This is a genomic window from Streptomyces sp. NPDC017993, from assembly GCF_044328065.1.
Taxonomy (GTDB): domain Bacteria; phylum Actinomycetota; class Actinomycetes; order Streptomycetales; family Streptomycetaceae; genus Streptomyces.
The window spans coordinates 20,304-45,796 of the sequence record NZ_JBIRGO010000017.1 but is presented as its reverse complement, the minus strand read 5'-3'; the positions used below and the strand labels follow the sequence as shown (position 1 = coordinate 45,796).

At 72.6% G+C, this 25,493-nt stretch carries 21 protein-coding genes; 6 read left to right on the top strand and 15 right to left on the bottom strand.

Going from position 1 to position 25,493, the window contains the following annotated elements; genetic code table 11:
• Window positions 1–113: 113 nt before the first annotated feature.
• The gene (locus ACH4FH_RS27920) at window positions 114–581 is read left to right on the top strand and encodes an RDD family protein (RefSeq protein ID WP_398558679.1); all 468 of its coding nucleotides are present in this window, start codon (window positions 114–116) and stop codon (window positions 579–581) included.
• A gap of 130 nt (window positions 582–711) precedes the next feature.
• Window positions 712–843 carry a hypothetical protein gene (locus tag ACH4FH_RS27915; protein ID WP_398558678.1) on the top strand — a complete coding sequence of 44 codons (132 nt, stop codon included), beginning with the start codon at window positions 712–714 and terminating at the stop codon, window positions 841–843.
• Between the two features lie 121 nt (window positions 844–964).
• Here ACH4FH_RS27915 and ACH4FH_RS27910 read toward each other — a convergent pair whose 3' ends face one another.
• The 4 genes from ACH4FH_RS27910 to lipB form a co-directional block, all read right to left on the bottom strand.
• Entirely contained in the window at window positions 965–1,675 is a 711-nt protein-coding gene (locus tag ACH4FH_RS27910; RefSeq protein ID WP_398558677.1) for a DUF4191 domain-containing protein, read from the bottom strand.
• Between the two features lie 10 nt (window positions 1,676–1,685).
• Window positions 1,686–1,901 (bottom strand): hypothetical protein, encoded by a 216-nt coding sequence (locus ACH4FH_RS27905; RefSeq protein WP_398558676.1) that lies wholly within the window; start codon window positions 1,899–1,901, stop codon window positions 1,686–1,688.
• Between the two features lie 236 nt (window positions 1,902–2,137).
• Window positions 2,138–3,088: a lipoyl synthase gene (gene lipA / locus ACH4FH_RS27900; RefSeq protein WP_398558675.1), complete on the bottom strand. Its 951-nt coding sequence runs from the start codon at window positions 3,086–3,088 to the stop codon at window positions 2,138–2,140.
• Window positions 3,089–3,226: 138 nt separating this feature from the next.
• Window positions 3,227–3,991, bottom strand: a complete 765-nt coding sequence (lipB, locus tag ACH4FH_RS27895; protein ID WP_398558800.1) for a lipoyl(octanoyl) transferase LipB — start codon at window positions 3,989–3,991, stop codon at window positions 3,227–3,229.
• Window positions 3,992–4,331: 340 nt separating this feature from the next.
• On the opposite strand from lipB, the gene ACH4FH_RS27890 reads away from it, so the two are divergent.
• On the top strand, window positions 4,332–5,786 hold the full coding sequence (locus ACH4FH_RS27890) for a regulator (protein ID WP_398558674.1): 1,455 nt from the start codon (window positions 4,332–4,334) through the stop codon (window positions 5,784–5,786).
• A gap of 53 nt (window positions 5,787–5,839) precedes the next feature.
• Here the strand turns inward: ACH4FH_RS27890 and ACH4FH_RS27885 are convergent, their stop codons facing one another.
• The 3 genes from ACH4FH_RS27885 to ACH4FH_RS27875 all read right to left on the bottom strand — a co-directional run bounded on the left by ACH4FH_RS27885 (window position 5,840) and on the right by ACH4FH_RS27875 (window position 8,931).
• Window positions 5,840–7,156: an FAD-dependent oxidoreductase gene (locus tag ACH4FH_RS27885; RefSeq protein ID WP_398558673.1), complete on the bottom strand. Its 1,317-nt coding sequence runs from the start codon at window positions 7,154–7,156 to the stop codon at window positions 5,840–5,842.
• Between the two features lie 252 nt (window positions 7,157–7,408).
• On the bottom strand, window positions 7,409–8,317 hold the full coding sequence (locus tag ACH4FH_RS27880) for a TIGR01777 family oxidoreductase (protein WP_398558672.1): 909 nt from the start codon (window positions 8,315–8,317) through the stop codon (window positions 7,409–7,411).
• Between the two features lie 95 nt (window positions 8,318–8,412).
• Window positions 8,413–8,931, bottom strand: coding sequence for a DUF4240 domain-containing protein (locus ACH4FH_RS27875; RefSeq protein ID WP_398558671.1), 519 nt, complete (start codon window positions 8,929–8,931; stop codon window positions 8,413–8,415).
• A gap of 174 nt (window positions 8,932–9,105) precedes the next feature.
• Between ACH4FH_RS27875 and ACH4FH_RS27870 the strand changes: the two genes are divergently transcribed.
• Together ACH4FH_RS27870 and ACH4FH_RS27865 are read left to right on the top strand one after the other, a co-directional pair.
• Window positions 9,106–11,049 (top strand): hypothetical protein, encoded by a 1,944-nt coding sequence (locus ACH4FH_RS27870; protein ID WP_398558670.1) that lies wholly within the window; start codon window positions 9,106–9,108, stop codon window positions 11,047–11,049.
• Between the two features lie 208 nt (window positions 11,050–11,257).
• Entirely contained in the window at window positions 11,258–12,211 is a 954-nt protein-coding gene (locus tag ACH4FH_RS27865) for an SDR family oxidoreductase (protein ID WP_398558669.1), read from the top strand.
• Between the two features lie 95 nt (window positions 12,212–12,306).
• Here ACH4FH_RS27865 and ACH4FH_RS27860 read toward each other — a convergent pair whose 3' ends face one another.
• From ACH4FH_RS27860 to ACH4FH_RS27830, 7 genes are all read right to left on the bottom strand, one after another.
• Complete coding sequence (locus tag ACH4FH_RS27860; protein WP_398558668.1) at window positions 12,307–13,329, bottom strand: helix-turn-helix transcriptional regulator; 1,023 nt, start codon at window positions 13,327–13,329, stop codon at window positions 12,307–12,309.
• A gap of 198 nt (window positions 13,330–13,527) precedes the next feature.
• The gene (gene aceE / locus ACH4FH_RS27855; protein ID WP_398558667.1) at window positions 13,528–16,224 is read right to left on the bottom strand and encodes a pyruvate dehydrogenase (acetyl-transferring), homodimeric type; all 2,697 of its coding nucleotides are present in this window, start codon (window positions 16,222–16,224) and stop codon (window positions 13,528–13,530) included.
• Between the two features lie 414 nt (window positions 16,225–16,638).
• Window positions 16,639–17,262, bottom strand: a complete 624-nt coding sequence (locus ACH4FH_RS27850; RefSeq protein WP_398558666.1) for a GntR family transcriptional regulator — start codon at window positions 17,260–17,262, stop codon at window positions 16,639–16,641.
• Window positions 17,263–17,384: 122 nt separating this feature from the next.
• On the bottom strand, window positions 17,385–19,103 hold the full coding sequence (gene sucB / locus ACH4FH_RS27845) for a 2-oxoglutarate dehydrogenase, E2 component, dihydrolipoamide succinyltransferase (RefSeq protein WP_398558665.1): 1,719 nt from the start codon (window positions 19,101–19,103) through the stop codon (window positions 17,385–17,387).
• A gap of 53 nt (window positions 19,104–19,156) precedes the next feature.
• Entirely contained in the window at window positions 19,157–20,545 is a 1,389-nt protein-coding gene (gene lpdA, locus ACH4FH_RS27840; protein ID WP_398558664.1) for a dihydrolipoyl dehydrogenase, read from the bottom strand.
• 300 nt (window positions 20,546–20,845) lie between these two features.
• Window positions 20,846–22,390 (bottom strand): leucyl aminopeptidase, encoded by a 1,545-nt coding sequence (locus ACH4FH_RS27835; protein ID WP_398558663.1) that lies wholly within the window; start codon window positions 22,388–22,390, stop codon window positions 20,846–20,848.
• A gap of 312 nt (window positions 22,391–22,702) precedes the next feature.
• Window positions 22,703–23,497: an adenosylcobinamide-GDP ribazoletransferase gene (locus tag ACH4FH_RS27830; RefSeq protein ID WP_398558662.1), complete on the bottom strand. Its 795-nt coding sequence runs from the start codon at window positions 23,495–23,497 to the stop codon at window positions 22,703–22,705.
• Window positions 23,498–23,565: 68 nt separating this feature from the next.
• Between ACH4FH_RS27830 and ACH4FH_RS27825 the strand changes: the two genes are divergently transcribed.
• Window positions 23,566–24,303, top strand: coding sequence for a hypothetical protein (locus ACH4FH_RS27825; protein ID WP_398558661.1), 738 nt, complete (start codon window positions 23,566–23,568; stop codon window positions 24,301–24,303).
• Here ACH4FH_RS27825 and ACH4FH_RS27820 read toward each other — a convergent pair.
• Entirely contained in the window at window positions 24,278–24,988 is a 711-nt protein-coding gene (locus ACH4FH_RS27820) for a hypothetical protein (RefSeq protein ID WP_398558660.1), read from the bottom strand. The two genes, ACH4FH_RS27825 and ACH4FH_RS27820, sit on opposite strands and share 26 nt — an antisense overlap.
• Between the last annotated feature and the right edge of the window lie 505 nt (window positions 24,989–25,493).

Sequence of the window (25,493 nt, the reverse complement as noted above, 5' to 3'; positions counted from 1 at the left end):
TTAACCGGCGCGCGGTCCCCCTCGCCTCCCAGTGTGCGCCGTCAGAGGCTCGAACGGCTCGTCCCCACCGCCCCTGATAAATCGAACGTATGCGGTCGCAGTACCGTGGACGGGTGGACAACAGGCAAGCAATCGGATCGTGGATCTCCGGGCCCCGCGCGGCAGCCGAGGACATGGGCGTCGAATTCGGATACCGCGAGCAGCAGCTCGGGCTGCCGGAGGAAGGGCCGGGCTCGATCGCCCGCCCCGGGCGCCGCATCGCCGCGCTCTTCGTCGACTGGGCGCTGTGCATGCTCGTGGCATACGGCCTGCTCAGCGGCGGCAAGCCGCAGTCAGCGAGCAACTGGGCACTGCTCGTCTTCGCGCTGCTGAGCGTGCTGACGGTCGGCACGGTCGGCTTCACCCCCGGCAAGCGGCTGCTGGGCCTGCGGGTCGCCGCCGAGGGCGGCGGCCGTCTCTCGCTGCCCCGCGTGGTGCTGCGCACCCTCCTGCTCCTGGTGGTCATTCCGGCCGTCATCTGGGACCGCGACGGCCGCGGCCTGCACGACCGGCTCTCCCGGTCCGTACAGGTACGGATCTGAGCAGGCCGGCTCGTCCACCCCGGCACGGCATACGGAACGGCCCCGGCGCCGCGTACCGAAGCCGACGGCGCGTACCGGCAAAAGCGTGGGTCGTAGGCCCCGCAGCCGTCAGCCCATAGGCTGCTCAGCCATGGGAGATGCTCCGCGCGATGTCAGCTCATGGCCCCAGGGGCGCGATCCACAGCGCCCGAAGATCGGGGTGCTCGGCTGGGCGCTGCTGGTGCTGCTGCTGGTCGTACTGTTCTTCTGCGGGCCGCGCTGACCCGGCGTCCCGCGTCTGCCTCACCGACGTATTGCATACAGAACGCCCCGGAGCCGAGAGCTCCGGGGCGTTGTGGTCGGGCGGGGGTCGCGTCGGTCGGCGGAAGCGGCGGTGCGGCCGCTCAGCGCATCTTGCCGCCGCCCCTGGGCATCCGCATGCCCTTGGGCATGGGCCCCTTGGGTACCGGCATGTTGCTCATCAGGTCGCCGAGCGCGCGCAGCCGGTCGTTGACGCTCGTGACCTGGGCGCCGGGAAGCACGCGGGGCAGCTTCATGAGCGTCGTACGGAGCTTCTTCAGCGGCACCTCGCCCTCGCCGTCGCCCACCACGATGTCGTGGACCGGGGTGTCGGCGACGGTGCGCGCCATCCGCTTCTTCTCGGCGGCCAGCAGACCGCGGAGACGGTTCGGGTTGCCCTCGCCGACGAGCACGATGCCGGGCTTGCCGACGGCGCGGTGCACGACGTCCTGGTTGCGGTTCATCGCCACGGCCGGGGTGATCGTCCAGCCGCGGCCGACGTTCTCCAGCACGGCCGCGGCCGCACCGGGCTGGCCTTCCATCTGCCCGAAGGCAGCTCGCTCGGCGCGCCGTCCGAAGACGATCGCCATCGCGAGGAAGGCCAGCACGAAGCCCAGGATGCCCGCGTAGAGGGGGTGGCCGATCGCGAAGCCGATGGCAAGGAGAACGCCGAATACGACGATGCCTACGCCAGCGACGACAAGACCGACCTTGGAGTCGACCCGACGGGTCATCTTGTAGGTCAGGGCGATCTGCTTGAGCCGCCCGGTGTTCTCAGCGCCGGCAGCGCCGTCTGAGTTTGCCTTCCTCGCCATACAGCGAAGTTTACGTGGCCTGCGGACGCCCGGTCGCCGCGGCCTCCAGTACGTACTGGGCCTCGTGGCGGTCCTTGGCCCGACGGCGGTCCTCCAGGACCGACGTCCAGGCGTTACGGCGGGCGGTGCGCTGCCCGCCGCTCATCAGTACGGCCTCGACGGCACGCAGTGCACCGGAGACGGAAGGGATGGGGCGGGCGGTGGCGCGGAGCGGCGCGGCCTGCATGGTGGAGTCTCCCTCGAGGAGGTCGAACGGGCGGAAGGTGTGCGTATGTCCATCGGTTCGAGCGCGGTGCGTACATCCATCGTCACTGAAGGGTGTTACCAACGGATGACCTGTCGGTCAAACACCGATGAAACTCATGACGCAGCAGACGCGGCCCGCACGCCCCCGGCCTGGGGGAGAGCGGGCCGCGTTCCTTCAGCATGTGCCACGATTCACAAGATGGCGCGCCGGGCGGCTCAGACCGCCTGACTGGACGCCTCGACCTCGCGCCGCTCGATGGCCTGCTGGTAAAGGCGGCCGGCGCGGTAGGAGGAGCGGACCAGCGGACCGGACATCACGCCGGCGTAGCCGATCTCCTCGGCCTCCTCCTTCAGCTCCACGAACTCGGCGGGCTTGACCCAGCGCTCGATGGGGTGGTGCCGCACGGAGGGGCGCAGGTACTGCGTGATCGTGATCAGCTCGCAGCCGGCGTCGTGCAGGTCCTGCAGCGCCTGGCTGATCTCCTCGCGCTCCTCGCCCATGCCCAGGATCAGGTTGGACTTGGTGACGAGGCCGGCCTCGCGGGCCTGGGTGATGACGTCCAGCGACCGCTCGTAGCGGAAGCCGGGGCGGATCCGCTTGAAGATCCGCGGCACCGTCTCGACGTTGTGCGCGAGCACCTCGGGGCGCGAGGAGAAGACCTCGGCCAGCTGCTCGGGGTCCGCGTTGAAGTCGGGGATCAGCAGCTCGACGCCCGTCTCGGGCATCGAGGCGTGGATCTGGCGGACGGTCTCCGCGTAGAGCCACGCGCCGCCGTCCTCCAGGTCGTCACGGGCGACGCCGGTGATGGTGGCGTACTTCAGGCCCATGGTCTCGACGGACTCGGCGACCCGGCGCGGCTCGTCGCGGTCCAGCTCCTGCGGCTTGCCCGTGTCGATCTGGCAGAAGTCGCAGCGACGGGTGCACTGGTCGCCACCGATGAGGAAGGTCGCCTCGCGGTCCTCCCAGCATTCGTAGATGTTGGGGCAGCCCGCCTCCTGGCAGACCGTGTGCAGACCTTCGCTCTTGACCAGGCTCTGCAGGTGGTTGTACTCGGGACCCATTTTCGCCCGGGTCTTGATCCACTCGGGCTTGCGCTCGATGGGGGTCTGGCTGTTCCGGACCTCCAGGCGCAGCATCTTGCGTCCGTCGGGTGCGACTGCGGACACGTCCGGCTCCCTACGACTTCGTTTCTTCGGCGTACACCAGGGTACGCCCGATAATTCGCACGCTTTTACGCGTGCAGACTGTGCAGGTCAACCTCGGGTGGGAGGGGAGCATTCCTGCCGTCCCGCCCGGCCCGCGGTTCAGACCGCGCGGGGAAGGAGCTCGGCGCCTTCCAGGACGTCCCGCAGGTGTTTCTCGACGACGGGCAGGGCCTCGGCGATGGTGACCTCGCGGCCCAGCTCACCGGAGAGCGAGGCGACCCCGGCGTCACGGATGCCACACGGCACGATCTTGTCGAACGAGGTGTTGTCCGGGTTCACGTTCAGCGCGAAGCCGTGCATCGTGACGCCCTTGGCGACGCGGATGCCGATGGCGGCCAGCTTGCGGTCCTCGCGGCGCTGGCCGGCGTTGGACGGCGCGTACTCCGGGCCGTTCAGCCGCGGGTCGAACAGCTCGTCCGCGGCCCGCGGGTCGAAGTCCAGCTGCAGGCCGCCCGGGGCCGCCCGCTCCTCGACCGGATCGCCCAGCACCCACACACCGCTGCGTCCCTCGACGCGGGAGCCCGTCACGCCGAAGTCGGCGCAGACCCGGATCAGGGCGTCCTCCAGGCGGCGGACGTGGGCGACGACGTCAACCGGACGCGGCAGTTTCTGGATCGGGTATCCCACCAGCTGGCCGGGGCCGTGCCAGGTGATTTTCCCGCCGCGGTCGACGTCGACGACCGGGGTGCCGTCCAGGGGGCGCTCGTCGTCGGACGTGCGCCGTCCGGCGGTGTAGACGGGCTGGTGTTCCAGCAGCAGGCAGGTGTCGGGCACCTCGTCGGCGAACCGGGCGGCGTGTACCCGGCGCTGCTCCTGCCATGCCGTTTCGTATTCCACGGCGTCCGTACCGAACCCCAGATGCACAAAGCGCAGCCCCTCGGGTGCGGGGGTCTCCCCCCGAGAGATCGCAGTCACGGCAGCTCCTCTTCGAACTTCTGTTGCATTTCGCTGCAACATTTGATGCCACTTCGCGCCCAGGCCACTGTACGGCGGCCCGCTCAGGCTCCCGTAGGCGGCCGGTGCCCAGCGCCCCTGCGCACCGCGTGCGCCCTGCTCACACGATCGGATGAACACAGGGCACAGGCCGCGAGAACGGCCTCTTCGGCCGTTACATTCACGCCGTCCCACAAGGGCGAGGAGCGTGCCGGACAGGGACAGCCGAGTCCGGCAGCCCGGCCCGGAAGGCAGGAGACCGGTAAAGCTGATGACGGAACGACCCCCGCAACACACACCCAACCGCCAGCTCGCCGCGCTCATCGCCGAGGCGGGGTTCTCCAACGCAGGGCTGGCCAGAAGGGTTGATCAGCTCGGTATCGAGCACGGCCTCGACCTGCGCTACGACAAGACCTCGGTGACGCGCTGGCTGCGCGGGCAGCAGCCCAGAGGCACCACCCCCGCGCTGATCGCCGAGGTGTTCACCCGCCGGCTGGGACGCCGGCTGTCCGCCCAGGACCTCGGCCTGGACGCCTGTGCGCCCGTGTACGCCGGGCTCGAATTCGCCGCGACGCCCACCGAGGCCGTGGACATCGTCAGCGGCCTGTGGCGCAAGGACTCCGGCAGCCACGCCGAGCTGCGGAAGATCGCCTTCACCCCGGCAGGTCTCGTGGTGCCCAGCCGGGACTGGCTCATCGGCCGCGCCGACGAACGGGTCGCCCGCGGCGACCCCGGCGCCGAAGGACCGGGCCGGGTGCCCGCCCAGGGCCGGGCCTCGGTGCCACGCCAGCGCCGGACCGACCGCGTCGACCGCGTCCAGGGCGCCCGGGTCTCCTCCGGGGACGTCGCGGCGCTGCGCTCGGTCGGCGAGCTGTTCCGGTCGCTGGACCACGCCTACGGCGGCGGCCATGCCCGCCAGGCGCTGGTGCGCTATCTGGAGCACGAGGCCGAGCCGATGCTGCGCGGCAGCTACGGCGAGGCGACCGGCCGCCGGCTGTTCGCGGCCGCCGCCGACCTGACCCGGCTGGCCGGCTGGACCTCCTACGACATCGCCGCGCACGGCCTGGCGCAGCGGTACTTCGTCCAGGCGCTGCGGCTGGCCCAGGCGGCCGGCGACCGGGCGTACGGCTCCTACGTCCTGGTGACGATGAGCCGGCAGGCCGTCTATCTGGGACACGGCAGGGAGGCCGTCCAGCTGGCGCGGGTCGCGCAGCAGGGCATCGGCAGCAGCGCGCCGCCGGTGGTGCAGGCGCTGCTGCATTCCGCGGAGGCGCGCGGCCACGGCCTGATGAGCGAGGTCCGGGCATGTACCGCCGCGCTGTCGCGGGCCGAGCGGGCCCTGGAGGCCGCCCGGCCCGGCGACGAGACTCCGTACTGGGCACGGTTCTTCGACGAGGCACAGCTCGCCGACGAGCTGGCGCACTGCCACCGCGACCTCCAGCAGTACCGCACTGCCTGCCAGCACGCCGAGCGGTCCCTGCAGCTGCGGGCCGCCGGGTTCGCCCGCAGCCGGCTGTTCTGCCGGGTCGTCCTGGCGACCGCACGGCTGGGTCTTGGCGAGCTGGAGCAGGCCTGCACGCTCGGTGCGGAGGCGGCGCTCCAGGCCACGGAGATGCGCTCGGTACGCGCCCACGAGTACGTCCGGGAGTTCGAACGGCGGCTGGAGCCGTTCCGCGACGCGGCCGCGGTGCGCGGGTACCGCGACCGGGTGGCGGCGCTGGGCTGAGAGTTCCCCGCACCCGGGCCACCGGGTGCGGGGAACTCGGCCCGTACGAACCATCAGGCCGCCGGGCGCAGGGAGTTCGGCTCGGCGGGGGCCGGCAGGCCGAAGTCCTGGAGCAGCGCGTGGGCGGCCCTGCGGCCCGAGTGCAGGGCGCCCTGCAGCGTGCTGGAGTCCCGGTGGTCGCCGCAGACGTAGAGGCCGGCCAGCACCCGCACCGGTCGCTCCGGGTCGTGCGGCGCGGGCATCGCCGGGGCGGCCCAGGGGTCGTGATGGGCGGTCAGCAGCTGCCAGTCGTCGGCCATCGCCCCGTAGATCCGCTCCAGTTGGGGCCGCACCGTCTTGTCGAGGACGGACGCCGGCAGCGCGGCGGCGGCACCCAGCACGGTCGTGGTGATCAGCGTCCGGCCGGGGGGCGTGCGCGACGGATCGATCGCGCCGGCGGAGTAGGTGTGCGCGACCGGTCCGGCGGTCGGAAGGATCAGTGCGGTGTCGCGGTAGGGGCCGCCGCGCGCCCCCGCGGCCCCCGCCGTGTGGTGCAGGACCGTCGCCGGGTGGAAGGCGGGCACCCGCAGCCCCGGCAGCAGCCGCGCCGCGTCGTGTGCGGCGGTCGCCACCAGCACCGCGCGGCAGGGGATCCGGCCGTGCTCGGCGGTGCTGACGCCCGTGGTGGAGACGGAGGTGGCCCGGACGGACGTCCGTATCGTGCCGGGAGGCAGCGCGGCGGCGAGGAACTCGGGGACGGCCGAGGCGCCCCCGGCCGGCAGGCTCAGCCGGCCCTGGGCGAAGGCCCGGAGAACCTGTGCCGCGCCCCGGCTGGAGTCGCGCAGCTGCGGATCGCACAGCAACGCGCCGAGCAGCGGCCGGAGGAACGCGTCCTGGGCGCGCGGCGGGAAGGCCGGACGGTGGGCCAGCACGTCGCCGACCGAGCGGTCGGCCGGCGCCGGCTTGGTGGCGCGGTCCCCGTGCCGGTCGGAGTGCCGGTCCTGCCTCCGCTCCGCGCGGCGTTCGGCGCGGCGTTCAGCGCGCGAGAGGGCGCGCGCCGCAGAAAGTGCGCCCCTCGTGCTCCGGGTCGCGCCGATGCGCTGGGCGCGTTGGCCGTTGTGCACCGTCAGCCCCGCCGCGAACGGACGCAGTGCCAGATCGCCGAGACCGGGCGTGCGGTGCAGCTCGTCGGCGCCGATGGCCAGCGGCCGGCCGCTGCGGTCCAGCCGGAAGCCGTCCAGCTCCTCGGTGGCGGACCTGCCGCCGATGTGTGGCGCGGCCTCCAGCACGGTGACCGAGACGCCCGCCCCGGTCAGATGGCGGGCGGCGGCCAGGCCGGCTGAACCGGCTCCCACGATGACGACGTCCACGGTCGATGTGGTGCGCAGCACGTGGCCCTCCCCAGGTCGGTCCCAGCCTCGGCGGCACCGGTCTCATGCCCGGTGCCGCCGGGCGGAATGCCGATAGATGTGTGCGAGGACGGTAGGGAGGTGCACGGGGCGGCCGACAGGTAGCGCGCGGGGCGCGTAGGGGGCAGGCCCCGGGGCGGGCGGCCCGCCGCATGGCACCGGGTGCCATGGATCTGCCGCCGGTCGGCTCCGGGGCGGCGCACGTGTGCCGCAGCCGGGAACGGAGCAGCGGCGCTACGCGGCGCGTACGGCGTCGGCGATCCCGGGATGCGCGAAGGAGAATCCGGACTCCAGCAGGCGCCGGGGGATGATCCGCTGGCTGCCGAGCACGTCCCCGGCGAACTCGCCCAGCGCGATGCGAAGCGCCACGGCGGGCACCGGAAAGGGCGTCGGGCGGTGCAGGACGCGGCCCATGACCTTGGTGACCTCGCGGTTGGTGACCGGCTCCGGGGCGGTGAGGTTGACCGGACCGGTGAGGTCCTCGGTATCGATCAGATGGCGCAGCGCCGCGATCTCGTCCTGGAGGGAGAGGAAGCTCCAGAACTGGTGGCCGTCGCCGAGCCGCCCGCCGAGCCCGGCGCGGAACAGCGGGAAGAGCCGGCCCCAGGCACCGCCGGAGCGTGCGACGACCAGTCCGGTACGGGCGAAGACGGTACGGACGCCCGCCTCCTGAGCCGGCGCGGCGGCGTTCTCCCAGTCGACGCAGAGTTCGGGCAGGAACCCCGTACCGGCCGGCGCGCTCTCGTCCGTGGGACGGTCGCCGGTGTCGCCGTAGTAGCCGATCGCGGTGCCGCAGACGAAGACCCGCGGGGGGTTGTCCATCGAGGCGAGGGCGGTGGCGAGGGTCCGGGTGCCCAGGACGCGGCTGTCGCGCAGTTCGCGCTTGTACGCGGGGGTCCAGCGGCGGTCGCCGACTCCCGCGCCGGCGAGGTGGACCACCGCGTCGCAGCCGGCCAGCCCGGCGGTGTCGATCTCCTGGCGCCGGGGGTCCCAGTGCACCTCGTCCGGAGCCGCGGGCGGCCGCCGGACGAGGCGCACCACCTCGTGGCCGCCGGACTCCCCGTCCCCGGTGCCCCCCGCGCGCAGGGACCGTACAAGTGCCGTGCCGATGAGACCGGCCGAGCCGGTGATCGCGATCCGCATGGGGCCATCCTGCCCGCACCCCGTGCCGGCCGGTGGCACCCGGGGTCAACCGGCCGCCGTACGCGGGGGACGGGCCTGCGCGGGCCCGGCCGGCCCTACCGCCTGAACCGCTCCCACAGCCGGGGGAAGCGTTCGGCGAGGGCCTCGTCGTCGTCCAGGTCCAGGTAGGTGCCGAGCGGTTCGCGGGGCGGTGCGGCCAGGCCCAGATCGGGCATCTCGGCGCCGGTCAGCTGCTCGTACGCCTCATCGGCCGCATAGCCGAGCTCCTCGGCGTCGCCGTCCACCGCCTCGTCGAAGTCGTCCAGCAGCTCGGCGAGATGGTCCGGGTCGTGCAGCGCGCCCTCGAAGACGTCCCGGCCCTGCCCGATCAGCCAGCACCGGAAGTAGTCGAAGGCGTCATCGCTCGCGCCGTCCAGGAGGACCGCCGCCGCGGCCCACAGCTCCCAGGCGTACGCCCGGTTGTAGCGCGACTCGAAGTGGCGGGCGAAGTCCACGACGGAGTCGGGGTCGCGCCCCGACAGCCGCTCGACCAAGGCGTCGGCCTGCTCCTCGGGGTCGCCGTCGGCTGCCCGGCGGGAGCCGTCGATCAGCTCCCAGAACTCCGTCTCGTCCATCACCGCTCCAGCATCGGTCCTGCCGTGGTGCCCCGCATGCCGAGTACCCCATCTGCGACGCGGGTGTGACGCGGACCGGTGACGCGTCGTGTGACCGCCCTCGGATTCACTCGTTGGAAGGCGTGCAACAACGGCAGATCCCCCTCTGGTGAAGGGCTGTTTCAGGCCATGCCCATGGACGAACGTACCCGGGCCGATGTGGAACGGGCCGAAGCGGCCATCGTCGAGCACTACCCACGGCTCGTCCGCCTCGCCTACCTCGTACTTCCCCCGTCGATGGGCCGCCACCCCCGCGTCCTGACCGCCCATGGCCTGGTGCAGCGGGCGCTGCCCAGGGTGCGTGCCCGTGCACGGCTGCGCAGGCCCGTGCGCGCCCTGCCCGCGCAGCGCGGCCCGGCGCCCGGGACCGGTTTCACAGCGGTGCGTCTGCGGACCCTGCGACTCGCCCTGGCGTACGAGCCGGGGACGGGCCCGGCGGCCGCCCGCCGGCTGCCCTCCGTACCGGTCGTCTGGGGACTACGGCTGTTCCCCCAGGCCGGCGGTGCCGACGAACTCGCCCTGGACCAGGCGCTGTCCGGCGTCCCGGCGCCGGTGCGGGCAGCCCTCGGACTGTGGCACCTGGAGGGGCTGGAGGAGGACGAGGCCCGCGCCGTGCTGGCGGATGCCGGGGTCGTCGACCCGGAGGCGGCGCAGCGGGCCGCCGGGCAGCTCGACCAGGCCGCCGCGGCCGATGTCGCGGTGCTGCTGAACTCCGGGGAGTTCGACCCCTGCACGGTCCAGACCCGGCCGACGGACCTGCTGCGCCGCCGTCAGCGGGTGCGCGCGTCGCTCGTGGCGGCGGCCGTGCTGGTCGTCGGCGCGGTGGTGGTGGGGGTGGGGGTGCCGGGCGGCGGACCGGGCCCCTCGGCCGCCGGCTCGGCGGCGAGCGCCGCGTCCTTCGCGCAGCAGGCGCTGGAGCCGGAGCGGCTGCTGCGCGCCCCCAACGACCAGTGGGCCGACACCTCGCGGCTCGACTTCACCGCCTGGCCCGCCCGCGGCCGGCAGGCCGGCAACACCAAGCTGCTGGCACGGGCGTTGCGGGTCTGGGCGGCGCCACCCACCGACGCGCGGATCACCGCCACCGCCGGTACGTCCACCCGGCCGCCGGCCCGGCCGCCGCGGCTGCTGTTCGCGGGCCTCATCGACGGCGTGATGGTGGTGGTCCTCCACGACGGCGAGCGGCTGGTGCGCTACGCGGAACCGATGGGAGCCACCCCGACCCTGCACTTCGCCAGGGTCGACGACGCGGACGTGACCACCGGCGCCGCACTGGTCATCGGGCGCGGCAACGGCTGGATGCGGTATCTCATCGCCCCCTGGGTCTCCGACGCCACCACCCGCGACCTGCTGGCGCCCGGCGCCCCGGCCCGCCCGCTGCACCTCGCTCCCGACGGCGTCACCGACCGTGTGCCCACCCCGCCCGAGGCGGACACCGCGTGCGGGCAGTGGCCGGTGGCGCAGTTCCGCTCCTCGCAGCGCGTCGCGGAGGAGCACACCTTCCTGGTGACCGACCTGGGGGACCTCGCGCCGGCCCATCTGACCTACCTGCCGGCTGCCGCCGACGGCGCGCCGCCGCAGCCACCACGCGAGGCGACCGGCCCCGAAGGGCTGCGGAGCTGGGCCCGCACCGCCTGCTCGCTGCGGTCGCTGCGCGGCGAGGGGGTGCGGTCGGTGAACAACTGGGCGTTCGCCCGGCAGCGCCTCCCCGAGGGTGCGGGCGAGGCGACCTGGGTCTGCAGCCGCGCCGACACCTGGCGCGGGCCCGGCCTGGTCACGGTGCAGCTCCAGCCGCCCGCCGCGCGCCCGGCGGACCCCGGTCTGGTCGCCGGCCGGGCCCGGAACACCGCCGCGTGCAGCCGCTTCGGGCCGCATGTGGTCGGGGACATCCGCTGGCGGACGAAGTCCGGGAAGTGGTATCTCCTCGCCGCCGGCAGCCGGGCGGTCGGCGGCATCGACGTCGCGGGCGGGGTCAAGGCGGCCTCGGGCACCGGCACGCTCGCCGTACCGGTCGCGCACGACGCACCGGCCGGTGTCACGGGCAGGCTCCCAGGCGGCCGCAGCCTGCGTGCCATCCCGTAGGGGCCGGCCGCGGGCGCGCCGCGCGGGTGGATCCGTACGGCAGCACCGCGGGGGCCCACCGGCAAGAGCCCGCCGGCAACGCCACCACAGGAGCCCCGCCGGCAGCACCTCCAAGAGCCCGCCGAAAAAGGCGACAGAAGGTGTCGGGATTGGCTGTCAGGGTCGGGACGTACGGACGCGGGACTGCGGACAGCGAGGAGTGGCGGACATGACGGGACACGGGGAAACGGGACGTGCGGACCGGCCGGTCGTGGCGGATCTGACGGGGCGGGTGGCATTGGTCGCCGGCGCCACCCGGGGCGCGGGCCGGGCGATGGCCGTGGAGCTGGGTCGGGCCGGGGCGCTGGTGTATGTGACGGGGCGGACGACGCGGGAGCGGGTCAGCGAGGTCGGCCGGCCCTCGGAGACCATCGAGCAGACCGCGGAGCTGGTGACCGCGGCCGGGGGCACCGGGATCGCGGTGGCGGTGGACCACCTGGAGCCGGCCGAGGTGAAGGCGCTGATCGAGCGCATCGACCGGGAACAGGGGCGCCTGGACGTGCTCGTCAACAGCCTCTGGGGCGGCGACCGGCTGATCGAGTTCGAGACCAGGCTGTGGGACGTGGATCTGGACAACGGCCTGCGGATGTTCCGCCTCGGGGTCGACAGCCACGTCATCACCAGCCATCACGCGCTGCCGCTGCTGATCAGGCGGCCGGGCGGGCTGGTGGTCGAGGTCACGGACGGCACCGCCGCCTTCAACCGGGCCTACCGCGGCAACCTCTGCTTCGACCTCACCAAGAACGCCCCGCACCGCATCGCCTTCGGCCTCGCGGCCGAGCTGAAGGAGTACGGCGGCACGGCCGTCTCGCTCACTCCCGGCTTTCTGCGGTCCGAGGAGATGCTCGACCACTTCGGGGTGACGGAGGAGACCTGGCGTGACGCGGTGGCACAGGAACCGCACTTCGCCATCGCCGAGTCCCCTGCGCTCATCGGCCGCGCCGTCACGGCGCTGGCCGCCGACCCCGACAAGGAACGCTGGAGCGGCCGGTCGCTCTCCAGCGGGCAGCTGGCGAAGGTCTACGACTTCACCGACGCCGACGGCTCGCGGCCCGACGGCTTCGGGTACTTCGAAGAGGTGGTCGTCGGCGGGAAGACCGCGGGACCCGAGGACTACCGCTAGGCGGAAACCCGGCTCGGAGGGCACCGGATGCCGCAACAGGCGTGCACTGTACGGGTGTTGATGTAGCGAAGCGCGCGTCCGGGACCCCGGGGGAGTCAGGAGTACAGCGCGGCGGCCCGCCGGGCGGCCGCCGCGAACCGCTCGCGCAGCGCGGCGGGCGCGCACACCTCGCACTCCGGGCCGAGGCCCAGCAACTGCGCGTACGCGACCTCCTCGGACTCCACGGCCAGCGTGACGGTCAGCCGGCCCTCCGCGTCGGGCGGGCCTGCGCTGTCCACCGCTTCCCCGGCCGCCACCCGGTCGGTGACGTGCGGCAGTTGCCGGACGCCCTGTGCCGAGAGCCGGAGCACGACCTCCGCACGCAGGAGGGAGCGGGTGAACTGCGCCGCCCGCTCCGCCCAGAACGCCGGCAGGTCGAAGCTCTCGTCGCGGTGGAAGCGCTCGCCGGTGGTGTCCACGGCGGTGAAGCGGTCGACCCGGTAGACCCGGAAGCCGGTCCCCGGACCGGCCGCCGTCTGCCCGGCTCCGGCCGTATGCCCGGTGGGCGCCTTGTCCCGTGGGCGGGCCGCCAGGTACCAGACGCCAGCCTTCAGCACGAGACCGTACGGCTCCAGCTCCCGCTCCACCTCGGTGTCCTTGCGCAGGTAGCGGGCGGACAGCCGGCGGTCGTCCCACACCGCGTCGGCGACGGTCGGGAGCAGCGGCGGCGTCCCCGGCTCGTGATACCAGCCGGGCGCGTCGAGATGGAAGCGCTGCGCGGCGCCCGACGCGGCATCGCGCAGTTCGGGCAGCAGCGCGGCGGAGACCTTGAGACGGGCGGCGGACGCGGCGTCCGCGAGGCCCATCTCCCGCAGCGCGGACGGCACTCCGGACAGGAAGAGCGCCTCCGCCTCACTGCGGCCGAGCCCCGTCAGGCGGGTGCGGTAGCCGCCGACGAGGCGGTAGCCGCCGGCCCGGCCGCGGTCCGCGTAGACGGGGACCCCGGCCTCGGAGAGCGACAGCACGTCCCGGGCGACGGTGCGCTCGGAGACCTCAAGCTCCCGCGCCAGTTCGGCGGCCGTCATCGACGGCCGGGACTGGAGCAGCAACACCATCTTGATCAGCCGGGCAGCACGCATGGCGTCATCATGCCGGGCCGCACCGGCCGACGCGGGCCGGTGGCGGCGGGTGCTGGTGGGCCCTGCCCGGTCACCGCCTCCAGGGCGTGACCGGGCAGGGCCGGTGGTTTCCCGTGCGAAGACCCCGGGCGCGGTGGGTGGTCTTCGCACGGGAGCAGGGGTGGGCGGCGCCCGGTGTCGGCCGGTGCCGCCCACAGCTCACAGGCCGTAGCGCTCCTTGGCCTCCTTGACGGTCTCCGGCTTGACCTCGCCGCGGCGGGAGAGCGCCGCGAGGGCCTGCACGACGACCGACTGCGGGTCCACGCCGAAGTGCCGGCGGGCCGCGTCACGGGTGTCGGAGAGGCCGAACCCGTCGGTGCCGATGGACACCCAGTCCTGATCGACCCACGGCGCGATCTGGTCCGGGACCGCCCGCATCCAGTCGCTGACCGCGACGACCGGTCCGGGAGCGCCGGCCAGCGCACGGGTGACGTACGGGATGCGGTCCTCGCCGTCGAGCCGGGCGGCGTCGCACTCCAGGGCGTCGCGGCGCAGCTCGGTCCAGGACGGCGCCGACCAGACATCCGCCGCCACGCCCCAGTCGTCGGCCAGCAGCTGCTGCGCCTCCAGGGCCCAGTGAATGGCGGTACCGGAGGCCAGCAGCTGGAGCTGCGGGCTGTCGGCGGAGGGCTTGGTGCCCTCCTGGTAGCGGTACAGGCCCTTGAGGATGCCCTCTTCGACGCCCTCCGGCATGGCCGGCTGGACCTTGGTCTCGTTGTAGACCGTCAGGTAGTAGAAGACGTCCGCGTCCTCCCCGTCGGCCCCGCCGTACATCCGGCGCAGACCCTCCTTGACGATCACCGACACCTCGTAGGCGAAGGCCGGGTCGTACGAGAGCGCCGCCGGGTTGGTGGAGGCGATCAGGTGCGAGTGGCCGTCGGCGTGCTGCAGGCCCTCACCGGTCATCGTGGTACGGCCCGCGGTGGCGCCGATGACGAAGCCGCGGCCCAGCTGGTCGGCGAGCGCCCAGAACTGGTCGGCCGTGCGCTGCCAGCCGAACATCGAGTAGAAGATGTAGAAGGGGATCATCGGCTCGCCGTGCGTCGCGTACGACGTCGCGGCGGCGGTGAAGTCGGCGAGCGAGCCGGCCTCGGTGATGCCCTCGTTGAGGATCTGGCCGTCCTTGGCTTCCTTGTACCAGAGCAGCTGGTCGCGGTCGACGGGGTCGTAGGTCGCGCCCTTGGGGGAGTAGAGCCCCGCCGTCGGGAAGAGCGACTCCATACCGAAGGTGCGGGCCTCGTCGGGCACGATCGGGACCCAGCGCTTGCCGGTCTCCTTGTCCCGCATCAGGTCCTTGATCAGCCGGACGAACGCCATGGTGGTGGCGATCTCCTGGCTGCCGGAGCCCTTCTTCAGGGCGTCGAAGTTCTTGTCCGCCGGCATCGGCAGCGGCTTGGCGACGACCTTGCGGGCCGGGGCAGGACCGCCGAGCGCGGCGCGCCGCTCGCGCAGGTAGACCATCTCGGGGGAGTCGTCGGCGGGGCGCCAGTACGGCGGCAGGTCGCCTTCCAGCGCGCTGTCCGGGATGGGCAGTTCGAGGAGGTCGCGCATCGCGCGGAACTCCTGCCCGGTCAGCTTCTTCATCTGGTGGTTGGCGTTGCGGGACTCGAAGCCCGCGCCCAGGGTGTAGCCCTTGACGGTCTGCGCCAGGATGACGGTCGGCCCGCCCTTGTGGTCGACGGCGGCCTTGTAGGCGGCGTACACCTTGCGCGGCTCGTGGCCGGCGCGGGAGGTCTGGAACAGCTCCAGCAGCTTGGCGTCGGACAGCGTGCGGCCGATGGCCTCCAGGGCCGGCTCGCTGCCGAAGAAGTGTTCGCGCAGGTAGGCGGCGTCGCGCGTGGCGTACGTCTGGAACTGCGCGTCGGGGGTCTCGGCGAGGCGCCGGACGAGCGCGCCGTCGGTGTCGAGCGCGAAGACCTCGTCCCAGGCCCGGCCCCACAGCGATTTGACGACGTTCCAGCCGGCCGCGCGGAACTGGGCCTCCAGCTCCTGCACGATCTTGAAGTTGGGGCGGACCGGGCCGTCCAGGCGCTGCAGGTTGCAGTTGATGACGAAGGTCAGGTTGTCCAGGCCCTCGCGGCCGGCCAGCGCCAGGGCAGCGGTCGACTCGGGCTCGTCCATCTCGCCGTCGCCCAGGAACGCCCATACGTGGGAGTTGGCGGTGTCCTTGATCCCGCGGTGCTCCAGATAGCGGTTGAAGCGCGCCTGGTAGATCGCGGAGAGCGGGCCGAGGCCCATGGAGACGGTCGGGAACTCCCACATCCAGGGCAGCCGCCGCGGGTGCGGGTAGGAGGGCAGGCCCTCGCCGCCGGCCTCCTGGCGGAAGTGGTCGAGCTGGTCCTCGGTGAGGCGGCCCTCGAGGAAGGCGCGGGCGTAGATGCCGGGGGAGGCGTGGCCCTGGATGTAGAGCTGGTCGCCGGAGTCTCCGTCGACAACGTCCAGCCCTTCCTTACCGCGGAAGAAGTGCTGGAAGCCGGTCTCGTAGAGCCAGGCGGCGGACGCGAAGGTGGCGATGTGGCCGCCGAGGCCGAGCTTGGAGCCGCGGGTGACCATGGCGGCCGCGTTCCAGCGGTTCCAGGCGGTGATCCTGGCCTCCATCGCCTCGTCGCCCGGGAACTCGGGCTCGGCGGAGGTCGGGATGGTGTTGACGTAGTCCGTCTCCAGGAGGGACGGGAGGGCGGTGCCCTCACTGCGCGCGGTGTGCTCCAGGGCACGGCGCATCAGGTACGCGGCACGCTGCGGGCCCGCTGCCTCGGTGACGGCGTCAAGCGATTCGCGCCACTCGGCCGTCTCCTCGGGATCGCGGTCCGGGATCTGGTCGAGCTGGCTGTACGGCAGGCGCACGGGTTCGGGCATGGGTGGCCCCTTTCCGGACGGGAGGGATGCTCGGGGGAGTCGTCCCAGCGCCCGTCCGGCTCGCGGTACCCGGCGGGGCACATCGCGGCGGTTCGGGCCGTCCCGTACGCCTGGTACGGCGAGGACCTTCCGCCTGTGCGATGCGCCGCGCCACATGCCGCGAGCTTCCGCCCCTGCGGGCGGATGACGGGGCTGCGACGACACCCCCTACGAGTTCTTCGGCAGGAATTCGGCAGGCAGGGTGTCGCGCCCCGCAAGCGACGATACGCCTCTGATCGATGATCGATCAACGGTACGGGGACGAATAACCGCAGGTCGGCACGGCGTGCCGCATTTTCGGGCACGCGGTGCCACGCCGAATCGGGTCTCCGGGAGCGGTCCCGCAGACCCCGGCAGGAGCCCTCCCCGCCGCCGTCAGACCCTCGGTGCGCAGCTCAGGACGTGTGTCTTGAGCAGGGTGCCGATCTTCGGGTCGCGCCGCCGGAACGCGTCCACGATCTCCTGGTGATCCTGGGCGTGCGAGCGCGGCTCCGGGCTGAACCAGCGGATCGAGAGCGTCGTCCAGACCTCGATCCCCAGCGACTCCCAGGTGTGCAGCAGCACGGCGTTACCGGCCGCCCGCACGATCTCCCGGTGGAAGGCCACCGTGTGCCGCACCTGCGCCTCCCCGTCGCCCGCCCGGTCCGCCTCCCGCAGCGCCGCCACCTCGGTGTCCAGTGCCGCGGTGTCCTGCGCCAGCCGCACGGCGGCCAGTTCCGCGGCCACCTGCTCCAGGCCGGCCCGCACCGGGTAACTCTCCTTGAGGTCGTCCGCGGTCAGATTGCGCACCCGTACGCCCTTGTTCGGCGCCGACTCGATCAACTGCAGCGACTCCAGCTCGCGCAGCGCCTCCCGAACGGGTGTCTGGCTGACCTCCAGCTCGACCGCGATCCGCCGCTCCACGATCCGCTCGCCCGGCTGCCAGCGGCCGCTGACGATCCCCTCGAGGATGTGCTCGCGGATCTGCTCGCGCAGCGAATGGATGACGGGCGGGGTCATGACGTGCTCCTTCAGAGCGTGGGGTGAGCAGGGGGCCATTATCCGGGAAACGCAAAGGGGTCGGCCCCGGCTCGAAAGAACCGGGGCCGACCCTTGGCACAGCTGGCGCGTGCCCGCCGAACTCAGAGACCGATCTCGGTCTCGAACTCGGCGGCCTCCAGGATCTGCTTGACCGTGGTCAGGTAGCGGGCGGCGTCGGCGCCGTCCACCAGACGGTGGTCGTAGGAGAGCGCGAGGTAGGTCATGTCGCGCACCGCGATGGTCTCGCCGAGGTCCGGGTGGTTGATGACCACCGGGCGCTTGACGGTCGCACCGATGCCCAGGATGCCGACCTGGTTCGGGGGCACGATGACGGTGTCGAACAGGGCACCACGCGAACCGGTGTTGCTGATGGTGAAGGTCGCACCGGACAGCTCGTCCGGCGTGATCTTGTTCGCGCGGACCTTGCCCGCCAGGTCCGCCGTCTTGCGGGCGATACCGGCGATGTTGAGGTCACCGGCGTCCTTGATGACCGGGGTCATCAGGCCCTTCTCCGCGTCCACCGCGATACCGACGTTCTCGGTGTCGAAGTAGGTGATGGTGCCCTCGTCCTCGTTGATCCGGGCGTTGACGACCGGGTGGGCCTTCAGCGCCTGGACAGCGGCCTTGACGAAGAACGGCATCGGCGAGAGCTTGACGCCCTCACGCTGCGCGAAGCCGTCCTTGGCCTTGTTGCGCATCCGCATGATCGCGGTGATGTCCACCTCGACCACGGTGGTCAGCTGCGCCTGGCCGTGCAGGGCCTTCATCATGTTGTCGCCGATGACCTTGCGCATCCGCGGCATCTTGACGGTCTGACCGCGCAGCGGCGACGCCTCGATGGCCGGGGCGCCCGCCTTGGCGGCGGCCGGGGCGGCAGCGGCCGGGGCGGCGGCCTTGGCGGCCTCCGCGGCGGCGATGACGTCCTGCTTGCGGATGCGGCCACCGACACCGGTGCCCTTGACCGCGGCGAGGTCGACGCCGGTCTCCGCGGCGAGCTTGCGCACCAGCGGAGTGACGTACGCGCCTTCGGCCTCACCCGCGGCCGGAGCCGGGGTGACCGGGGCCGGAGCGGCCGGAGCGGGCGTGGGAGCCGGAGCCGGGGTGGGCGCCGGAGCGGCCTTGGCCTCGGGAGCCGGAGCGGGCGCCGGAGCCGGGGTGGGCTCGGGCTGCGCGGCCGGTGCCGGGGTGGGCTCGGGCTGCGCGGCCGGGGCGGCGGCCTGGTCGGCCGAACCGATGACGGCGAGCTTGGCGCCGACCTCGGCGGTCTCGTCCTCGCCGACCACGATCTCCAGCAGCGTGCCGGAGGCCGGCGCGGGGATCTCGGTGTCGACCTTGTCGGTGGAGACCTCCAGCAGCGGCTCGTCGGCCGAGACCTCCTCGCCGACCTCCTTCAGCCAGCGGGTGACGGTGCCCTCGGTGACGCTCTCGCCCAGTGCGGGGAGCACGACATCGGTGCCCTGGGCGCCACCGGCGGGGGCGGCGGCCGGGGCCGGGGCCTCGGCGGCCGGAGCCGGGGTGGGCTCGGGCTGCGGCTGTGCGGCCTCGGCGGCGGCCGGAGCCGGTGCCTCGGCCGGCGCGCCGGTGCCGTCGTCGATGAGGGCCAGCTCGGCGCCGACCTCCACGGTCTCGTCCTCGGCCACCTTGATGGAGGACAGGACGCCGGCGGCCGGTGCCGGGATCTCGGTGTCGACCTTGTCGGTCGACACCTCGAGCAGCGGCTCGTCGGCCTCTACGCGCTCACCCTCGGCCTTGAGCCAGCGGGTGACGGTGCCCTCGGTGACGCTCTCGCCGAGCGCCGGCAGGGTTACGGAAACCGCCATGGTTTCAGTTGCTCCTATCGAATGTGCGGATGTGGTCGCGCCCGGGACTGGGGTCAGTCGTGGGAGTGGAGAGGCTTGCCGGCCAGGGCCAGGTGGGCCTCACCGAGTGCCTCGTTCTGCGTGGGGTGCGCGTGAACGAGCTGCGCAACCTCGGCCGGCAGGGCCTCCCAGTTGTAAACCAGCTGGGCCTCACCGACCTGCTCGCCCATACGGTCACCGACCATGTGGACGCCGACCACGGCGCCATCCTTGACCTGGACGAGCTTGATCTCGCCCGAGGTCTTCAGGATCCGGCTCTTGCCGTTGCCTGCGAGGTTGTACTTGAGTGCGACGACCTTGTCGGCGCCGTACAGCTCCTTGGCCTTGGCCTCGGTGATACCCACCGAAGCGACCTCGGGGTGGCAGTACGTGACGCGCGGCACGCCGTCGTAGTCGATCGGCACGGTCTTGAGACCGGCCAGCCGCTCGGCCACCAGCATGCCCTCGGCGAAGCCGACGTGTGCGAGCTGGAGGGTCGGGACGAGGTCACCGACGGCCGAGATGGTCGGCACGTTGGTCTGCATGTACTCGTCGACCAGGACGTAGCCGCGGTCCATCGCGACGCCCTGCTCCTCGTAGCCCAGGCCCGACGAGACCGGCCCGCGGCCGATCGCGACCAGGAGCACCTCGGCCTCGAAGGTCTTGCCGTCGGCGAGGGTCACCTTGACGCCGTCGGCGGTGTACTCGGCCTTGTCGAAGAAGGTGCCGAGGTTGAACTTGATGCCGCGCTTGCGGAACGCGCGCTCCAGCAGCTTGGAGCTGTTCTCGTCCTCGACCGGGACGAGGTGCTTGAGGCCCTCGACGACGGTGACGTCGGTGCCGAAGGACTTCCACGCCGAGGCGAACTCGACGCCGATGACGCCGCCGCCCAGCACGATCGCGGACTTCGGCACGCGGTTGAGCTTCAGCGCGTGGTCCGAGGAGATGATGCGGTCGCCGTCGATCTCCAGGCCCGGCAGCGACTTCGGCACGGAGCCGGTCGCCAGCAGGACGTGGCGGCCCTCGACGCGCCGTCCGTCGACATCGACGGAGGTCGGGGAGGAGAGACGTCCCTCACCCTCGATGTAGGTCACCTTGCGGGAGGCGATCAGGCCCTGCAGGCCCTTGTACAGGCCCGAGATGACCTCGTCCTTGTACTTGTGGACCGCGTCGATGTCGACGCCCTCGAAGGTGGCCTTGATGCCGAACTGCTCACTCTCGCGAGCCTGGTCGGCGATCTCACCGGCGTGCAGCAGCGCCTTGGTGGGGATGCATCCGTTGTGCAGGCAGGTACCGCCGACCTTGCCCTTCTCGATCAGGGCGACGTCCAGGCCCAGCTGCGCCCCGCGCAGGGCAGCGGCGTAACCACCGCTACCGCCTCCGAGGATCACTAGGTCGAAAACGGTGCTGGCGTCGTTCGCCACGTCACGTCCTCCATGCATGGGTACGCCGGAGCCGGTCTCCAATGACCGGACGGCGGCTGTGGTTCGGCCGCTTTTACTTCGGCCCTGGGTAAGGGGGGCCCTGTCCTGCCGAGAACCCATCTTCGCACTTGTTCCGGGAAGGCGGGACGGCGGGCCGGGCCAGGGGGCGGCGGAACAGCCGCCTCAAGGGGGTTACTGGTGCGTACAGGCGTGCGGATTTCGTTGACAGCGAACGCACACCGACGGCCCCGGACGGTGAGTCCGGGGCCGTACGGACAAATCAGGCGAGAGGGGAACGGCTCAGCCGAGGTCGCCCGCCGCGGTGCGCTCGGCCAGTCGCACCAGGGTGCGCACGGCCGAGCCGGTGCCGCCCTTGGGGGTGTAGCCCCAGGGTGCGCCCTCGTGGAAGGCGGGGCCCGCGATGTCGAGGTGCGCCCAGGTGATGCCCTCGCCGACGAACTCCTTCAGGAAGAGTCCGGCGACCAGGCCGCCGCCCATCCGCTCACCCATGTTGGCGATGTCGGCAATCGGTGAGTCCATGCCCTTGCGCAGCTCCGACGGCATCGGCATGGGCCAGGACTGCTCGCCGACCTCCTCCGCGATCTCGTGGATCGAGGTGCGGAAAGCGTCGTCGTTGCCCATGATCCCGAAGGTGCGGTTGCCCAGGGCGAGCACCATCGCGCCGGTCAGTGTGGCCACGTCCACGATGGCGTCCGGCGACTCCTCCGAGGCGCGGGTCAGCGCGTCGGCCAGCACCAGCCGGCCCTCGGCGTCGGTGTTGAGCACCTCGACCGTCTTGCCGCTGTACATGGTGAGCACGTCGCCGGGGCGGGTGGCGGAACCGGACGGCATGTTCTCCGCGAGCGCCAGCCAGCCGGTGACATTCACCTCCAGGCCCAGCTTCGCGGCGGTGACGACGGCGGCGAACACCGCGGCCGCACCGCTCATGTCGCACTTCATCGTCTCGTTGTGACCGGCCGGCTTGAGGGAGATGCCGCCCGAGTCGTAGGTGATGCCCTTGCCCACCAGGGCCAGGGTCTTCTTCGCCTTGGCGTGCGTGTGCGCGATGCGGACGAGCCGCGGCGGCGCCTCGGAGCCCTGGCCGACGCCCAGCAGGCCGCCGTAGCCGCCCTTCTTGAGCGCCTTCTCGTCCAGCACCTCGACCTTGAGGCCGAACTCCTTGGCCGCGGCCTGCGCCTGCGCCGCGAACGCCTTGGGGTCGAGGTCGTTGGAGGGCATGTTGATCAGGTCACGGGCGCGGTTGATCTCCGCGGCCAGCGCCTGGGCCCGCTCGACCGCGGCCTTGAACTCCTTGTCGCGCGGCTTGGCGCCGACGATCGCGGCCTCGGCGAGCGGCGCCGACTTGCCGTTGTCCGCCTTCTTGGCGCCCTTGGCGCCCTGCGCGCCGTTGCTGCGGTACGTGGTGAAGGTGTACGCGCCCAGCAGGGCGCCCTCGCCGACCGCGGCGGCCGCCTCGGCGTCCTCGACGGGCAGGGCGAAGGCGGCCTTCTTGGTGCCGGCCAGCGCACGGGCGGCGCTGCCCGCGGCGCGCCGCAGCGTCTCGGCGGCGTAACCGTCGCCCTTGGCGGGTGCCTCGCCGAGACCGACCGCCAGCACGACCGGAGCCTTGAGGCCGTCGGCGGCGGGCAGCTTGGTCACCTCGCCCTCGGCACCACTCGCGCCGAGGGTCTCCAGCACGGCGGCGAGCTTGCCGCCGAAGGCCTTGTCCACGGTCTCCGCGCCGGGGGCCGCAACGACGCCCTTGGCGCCCTTGGCCACGCCGACGACGACGGCGTCCGCACGCAACGTTGCGGCGGAGGAAGTACTGAGGGTCAGTGCAGTCACGGTGATGAAGGTCCTGTTCCGTCCGGGAATCCGTTCGCGCCCAGGGCGCTGCTGTGGCCGAGCCTACGCGCGGAGGTGACGCATGGCGCCGCCCTATGCCGTGCCGACCTGCCACGCGACGTTGACGGCCGCCGCCCACCCCTGCGGAACCGGCCATCGGCACAGGGGAGTTGGGTGCTTTGCGGTGATCGGTCCGCATTGGCCCGAAGGGTCGGGACGGTGGGCCGACGGTATCGAATGAGAGGTGCGCCACACGGCGGTGACGTGACGTCAGCGCGGGCCGGGGCGGGTGGTCGAGGGGGGCGAACCGGCTCAGCCGAGCGAGAGAACGACCAGGGCCGTCAGCCCCGCGCTCTCCGCGAGCGCGCCGAACACATCGCCGGTCACCCCGCCGAACCGTCGCCGGCAGTGCCGGAGCAGCAGTTCGGACAGTCCGAGGCCGAACAGCACGGCAAGTCCGGCGTGCAGGGCGCCGTACGGGCCGAACGCGGCGCCGCCGGCGGCGCACAGGGCCGTCACCAACGCGGCGCAGAGCAGCGCCGCGCCAGCCGGCACGGTGCCCGCGACCGCGGCGCCCAAGCCCTCGGGGCGGGCGGCCGGCACCCCCGTGCGGGAGGCGAGGGTCAGTGCGCAGCGTGCGGTGACCGCCGCGGTGACCGCCGCCAGCACCCCGTGCGCCCAGCTCTGCGCGTACAGCCCGCCGAGCGCGGCCACTTGGGCCAGCAGGGCGAACAGCAGGGTGATGACTCCGAAGGGGCCGATGTCGGACTGCTTCATGATGCGCAGCGCGTCCTCGGCCGGTTTGCCGCTGCCCAGGCCGTCGGCGGTGTCGGCGAGCCCGTCCAGGTGGAGGCCGCGGGTGAGGGCGGCGGGTACCGCGGCGCTACCGACGGCGGCGAGCAGCGGGCTGCCGCCCAGCAGGAGCAGCGCACCGCCGAACGCGGCCGCGGCCAGGCCGACGACCAGACCGGCCAGGGGCGCGCAGAGCATCCCGCCGCGGGCGGTCGGGCGGTCCCAGCGGGTGAGGCGCACCGGCAGCACGGTCAGCGTCCCGAAGGCGAACCGCAGGGCGTCGGAGGGGGCCGGGGGCTCGGGGGTGTCGCTCACCGGCGCAGGCTATCCCGGCCCCTGCCGACGCTAGATTGCCCCTACGCGACAAATGGGGAGCATGTGGGATGGATCACTGGTGGTTCCGCAACATCGTCGAGCCCGGAAAGCTGCCGCTCCTCCTCGCCCTCGGCTCCTTCGTGTTCACCTTCCTCATCACCCGCGCCATCACCCGCCTCATCCGCGCCGGCAAGGGCCCCTTCCGCAACGTCACCCCCGGCGGGGTGCACATCCACCACGTCGTCCCCGGTGTGCTCCTCATGGTCATCGGCGGCTTCATCGCCCTCGCCGGGGACCGGCGCGGCTTCGGCTCCGGTGTCGCGGCGGTGCTCTTCGGCATGGGGGTCGGGCTGGTCCTGGACGAGTTCGCGCTGGTCCTGCATCTGGACGACGTGTACTGGACCGAGGCGGGCACCAAGAGCGTGGAGATCGTCATCCTCACCGCCGCGCTGGTCGGCCTGATCCTCTGCGGCTTCCTGCCGTTCGGTGTCAACGAGCTGAGCCCGGACGAGACCAGCGACCGCCTCCAGGTGGTACGGACGGTGGGTGCCAACTTCCTCTTCGTGCTGATCGCGCTGGTCAAGGGCAAGGCCCGGATGGCCGTCGTCGGGACGTTCGTCCCGTTCGTGGCCCTCTTCGGTGCCGTCCGGCTGGCCCGGCCCAACTCGCCCTGGGCCAAACGCCTCTACCGCGACCGGCCCAAGGCGAGGGCGCGCGCGACGGTCCGCGCGTACCGCCACGACCTGCGCTGGAACTCGGTCCGCCGCAAGATCGAGTACGTCATCGGGGGCGCCCCGAGCCGCTGACGCGCCGCGTGCCGTCCGGTCCGCGGCGGCTGCGTCTTCGGAGCTCTCCCACCGCGCACACCACCAGCACCACCAGCACGGCCGCGACATGCTCCTTGCCGGCCAGGTTGTTCTTGATGAACACCACCTCGAAGACCATCGCGGCCGACACCAGGGCACAGGACAGCCAGGCGCGGTGGTGCCAGCACACGAGGACGGCCAGGCCCACCACGGCCGCCGACGGGCCGGTGTCGATGACGTAGGCGTCCGCGTCGGGCAGCCCCAGGGGGCTGTCCGCGCCGAGCCAGAGGCCGATCCGGGCGTACATCGTCCCGGCGAGCGTGGCGGTGTACGCGACCGCCAGCATCCGCCACCGGCCCAGACAGATCTCGGCGATCCCGAAGACCACGAGCATCTGGGCCAGCGCGCCCCAGACCGGCAGGTCAAGCGCGGGGACGAACAGCGACAAGGGGGTCCGCAGCAGCGCCAGCCACAGGTGCTCGTCGGCCTGCACCGACCCGATGTTCTGGATCGGCCGGTATCCCCACGACTGGTTCTGCACGAACTGGAAGACCACGGTCAGGCACACCGCCGTGAGCGTCACCGGAATCGCCCGCAGCTTCCGCGCGGCCAGCGCGGACCGCACGGTCCGCAGGAGCGGGCCCCACTCGGCCCGCGCGGCGCGACGCAGGGCGGGCTCGCTCATCTCGCGTTCTCCCGGTGCGCCCGGCGCCGCCTTGTCGACGGCCCCGGCGAGTCCGGGCATCCCTCCGCGTGGGCGGAGACGGCCCCGGTACGCGGCGAAGCGGTGCGCATGGCGAAGAGCATGGCCCGCGCTCCCCGAGGAGGGCGGTATTTCGCAGGGGTGCGAGAGGGCGAATCCATCTGCCACCGCCGGAGGGAGAGGCTGAGCGGCGCGCGCCACCGGCACCGCACCGGGCCCGCGCCGAGTCGCGATCCGCGAACGAAGACGGAAGGCGATATCACGGGGTTCAGTGGGATCCGGGTGATCTGCGCCTCTTGCGCCCGCCCGCTCCGGCGTCGGGCCGCACTCGGCGTGAGCCGTGCCGCCCACATCGCCGGCGCCCATGACCGCCGCCGGGGGAACACTCCGTCGCACCATCGGCGCCGCCATGCGCACGACGCCGCGCCGCCACCAGGGGCCGGCAGGGCGGCCATCATCCGGACTCAAGCGACATCTCCCATGAAGA

Bases quoted from the DNA above. Each gene is read 5' to 3' on its own strand.
- ACH4FH_RS27825 (WP_398558661.1), top strand. From the start codon at position 23,566: ATGGATCACTGGTGGTTCCGCAACATCGTCGAGCCCGGAAAGCTGCCG.
- ACH4FH_RS27905 (WP_398558676.1), bottom strand. From the start codon at position 1,901: ATGCAGGCCGCGCCGCTCCGCGCCACCGCCCGCCCCATCCCTTCCGTC.
- ACH4FH_RS27915 (WP_398558678.1), top strand. From the start codon at position 712: ATGGGAGATGCTCCGCGCGATGTCAGCTCATGGCCCCAGGGGCGCGAT.
- ACH4FH_RS27820 (WP_398558660.1), bottom strand. From the start codon at position 24,988: ATGAGCGAGCCCGCCCTGCGTCGCGCCGCGCGGGCCGAGTGGGGCCCG.
- ACH4FH_RS27870 (WP_398558670.1), top strand. From the start codon at position 9,106: ATGGACGAACGTACCCGGGCCGATGTGGAACGGGCCGAAGCGGCCATC.
- ACH4FH_RS27865 (WP_398558669.1), top strand. From the start codon at position 11,258: ATGACGGGACACGGGGAAACGGGACGTGCGGACCGGCCGGTCGTGGCG.
- ACH4FH_RS27910 (WP_398558677.1), bottom strand. From the start codon at position 1,675: ATGGCGAGGAAGGCAAACTCAGACGGCGCTGCCGGCGCTGAGAACACC.
- ACH4FH_RS27850 (WP_398558666.1), bottom strand. From the start codon at position 17,262: ATGACCCCGCCCGTCATCCATTCGCTGCGCGAGCAGATCCGCGAGCAC.
- ACH4FH_RS27890 (WP_398558674.1), top strand. From the start codon at position 4,332: ATGACGGAACGACCCCCGCAACACACACCCAACCGCCAGCTCGCCGCG.
- sucB (WP_398558665.1), bottom strand. From the start codon at position 19,103: ATGGCGGTTTCCGTAACCCTGCCGGCGCTCGGCGAGAGCGTCACCGAG.
- ACH4FH_RS27875 (WP_398558671.1), bottom strand. From the start codon at position 8,931: ATGGACGAGACGGAGTTCTGGGAGCTGATCGACGGCTCCCGCCGGGCA.
- ACH4FH_RS27880 (WP_398558672.1), bottom strand. From the start codon at position 8,317: ATGCGGATCGCGATCACCGGCTCGGCCGGTCTCATCGGCACGGCACTT.
- aceE (WP_398558667.1), bottom strand. From the start codon at position 16,224: ATGCCCGAACCCGTGCGCCTGCCGTACAGCCAGCTCGACCAGATCCCG.
- ACH4FH_RS27860 (WP_398558668.1), bottom strand. From the start codon at position 13,329: ATGCGTGCTGCCCGGCTGATCAAGATGGTGTTGCTGCTCCAGTCCCGG.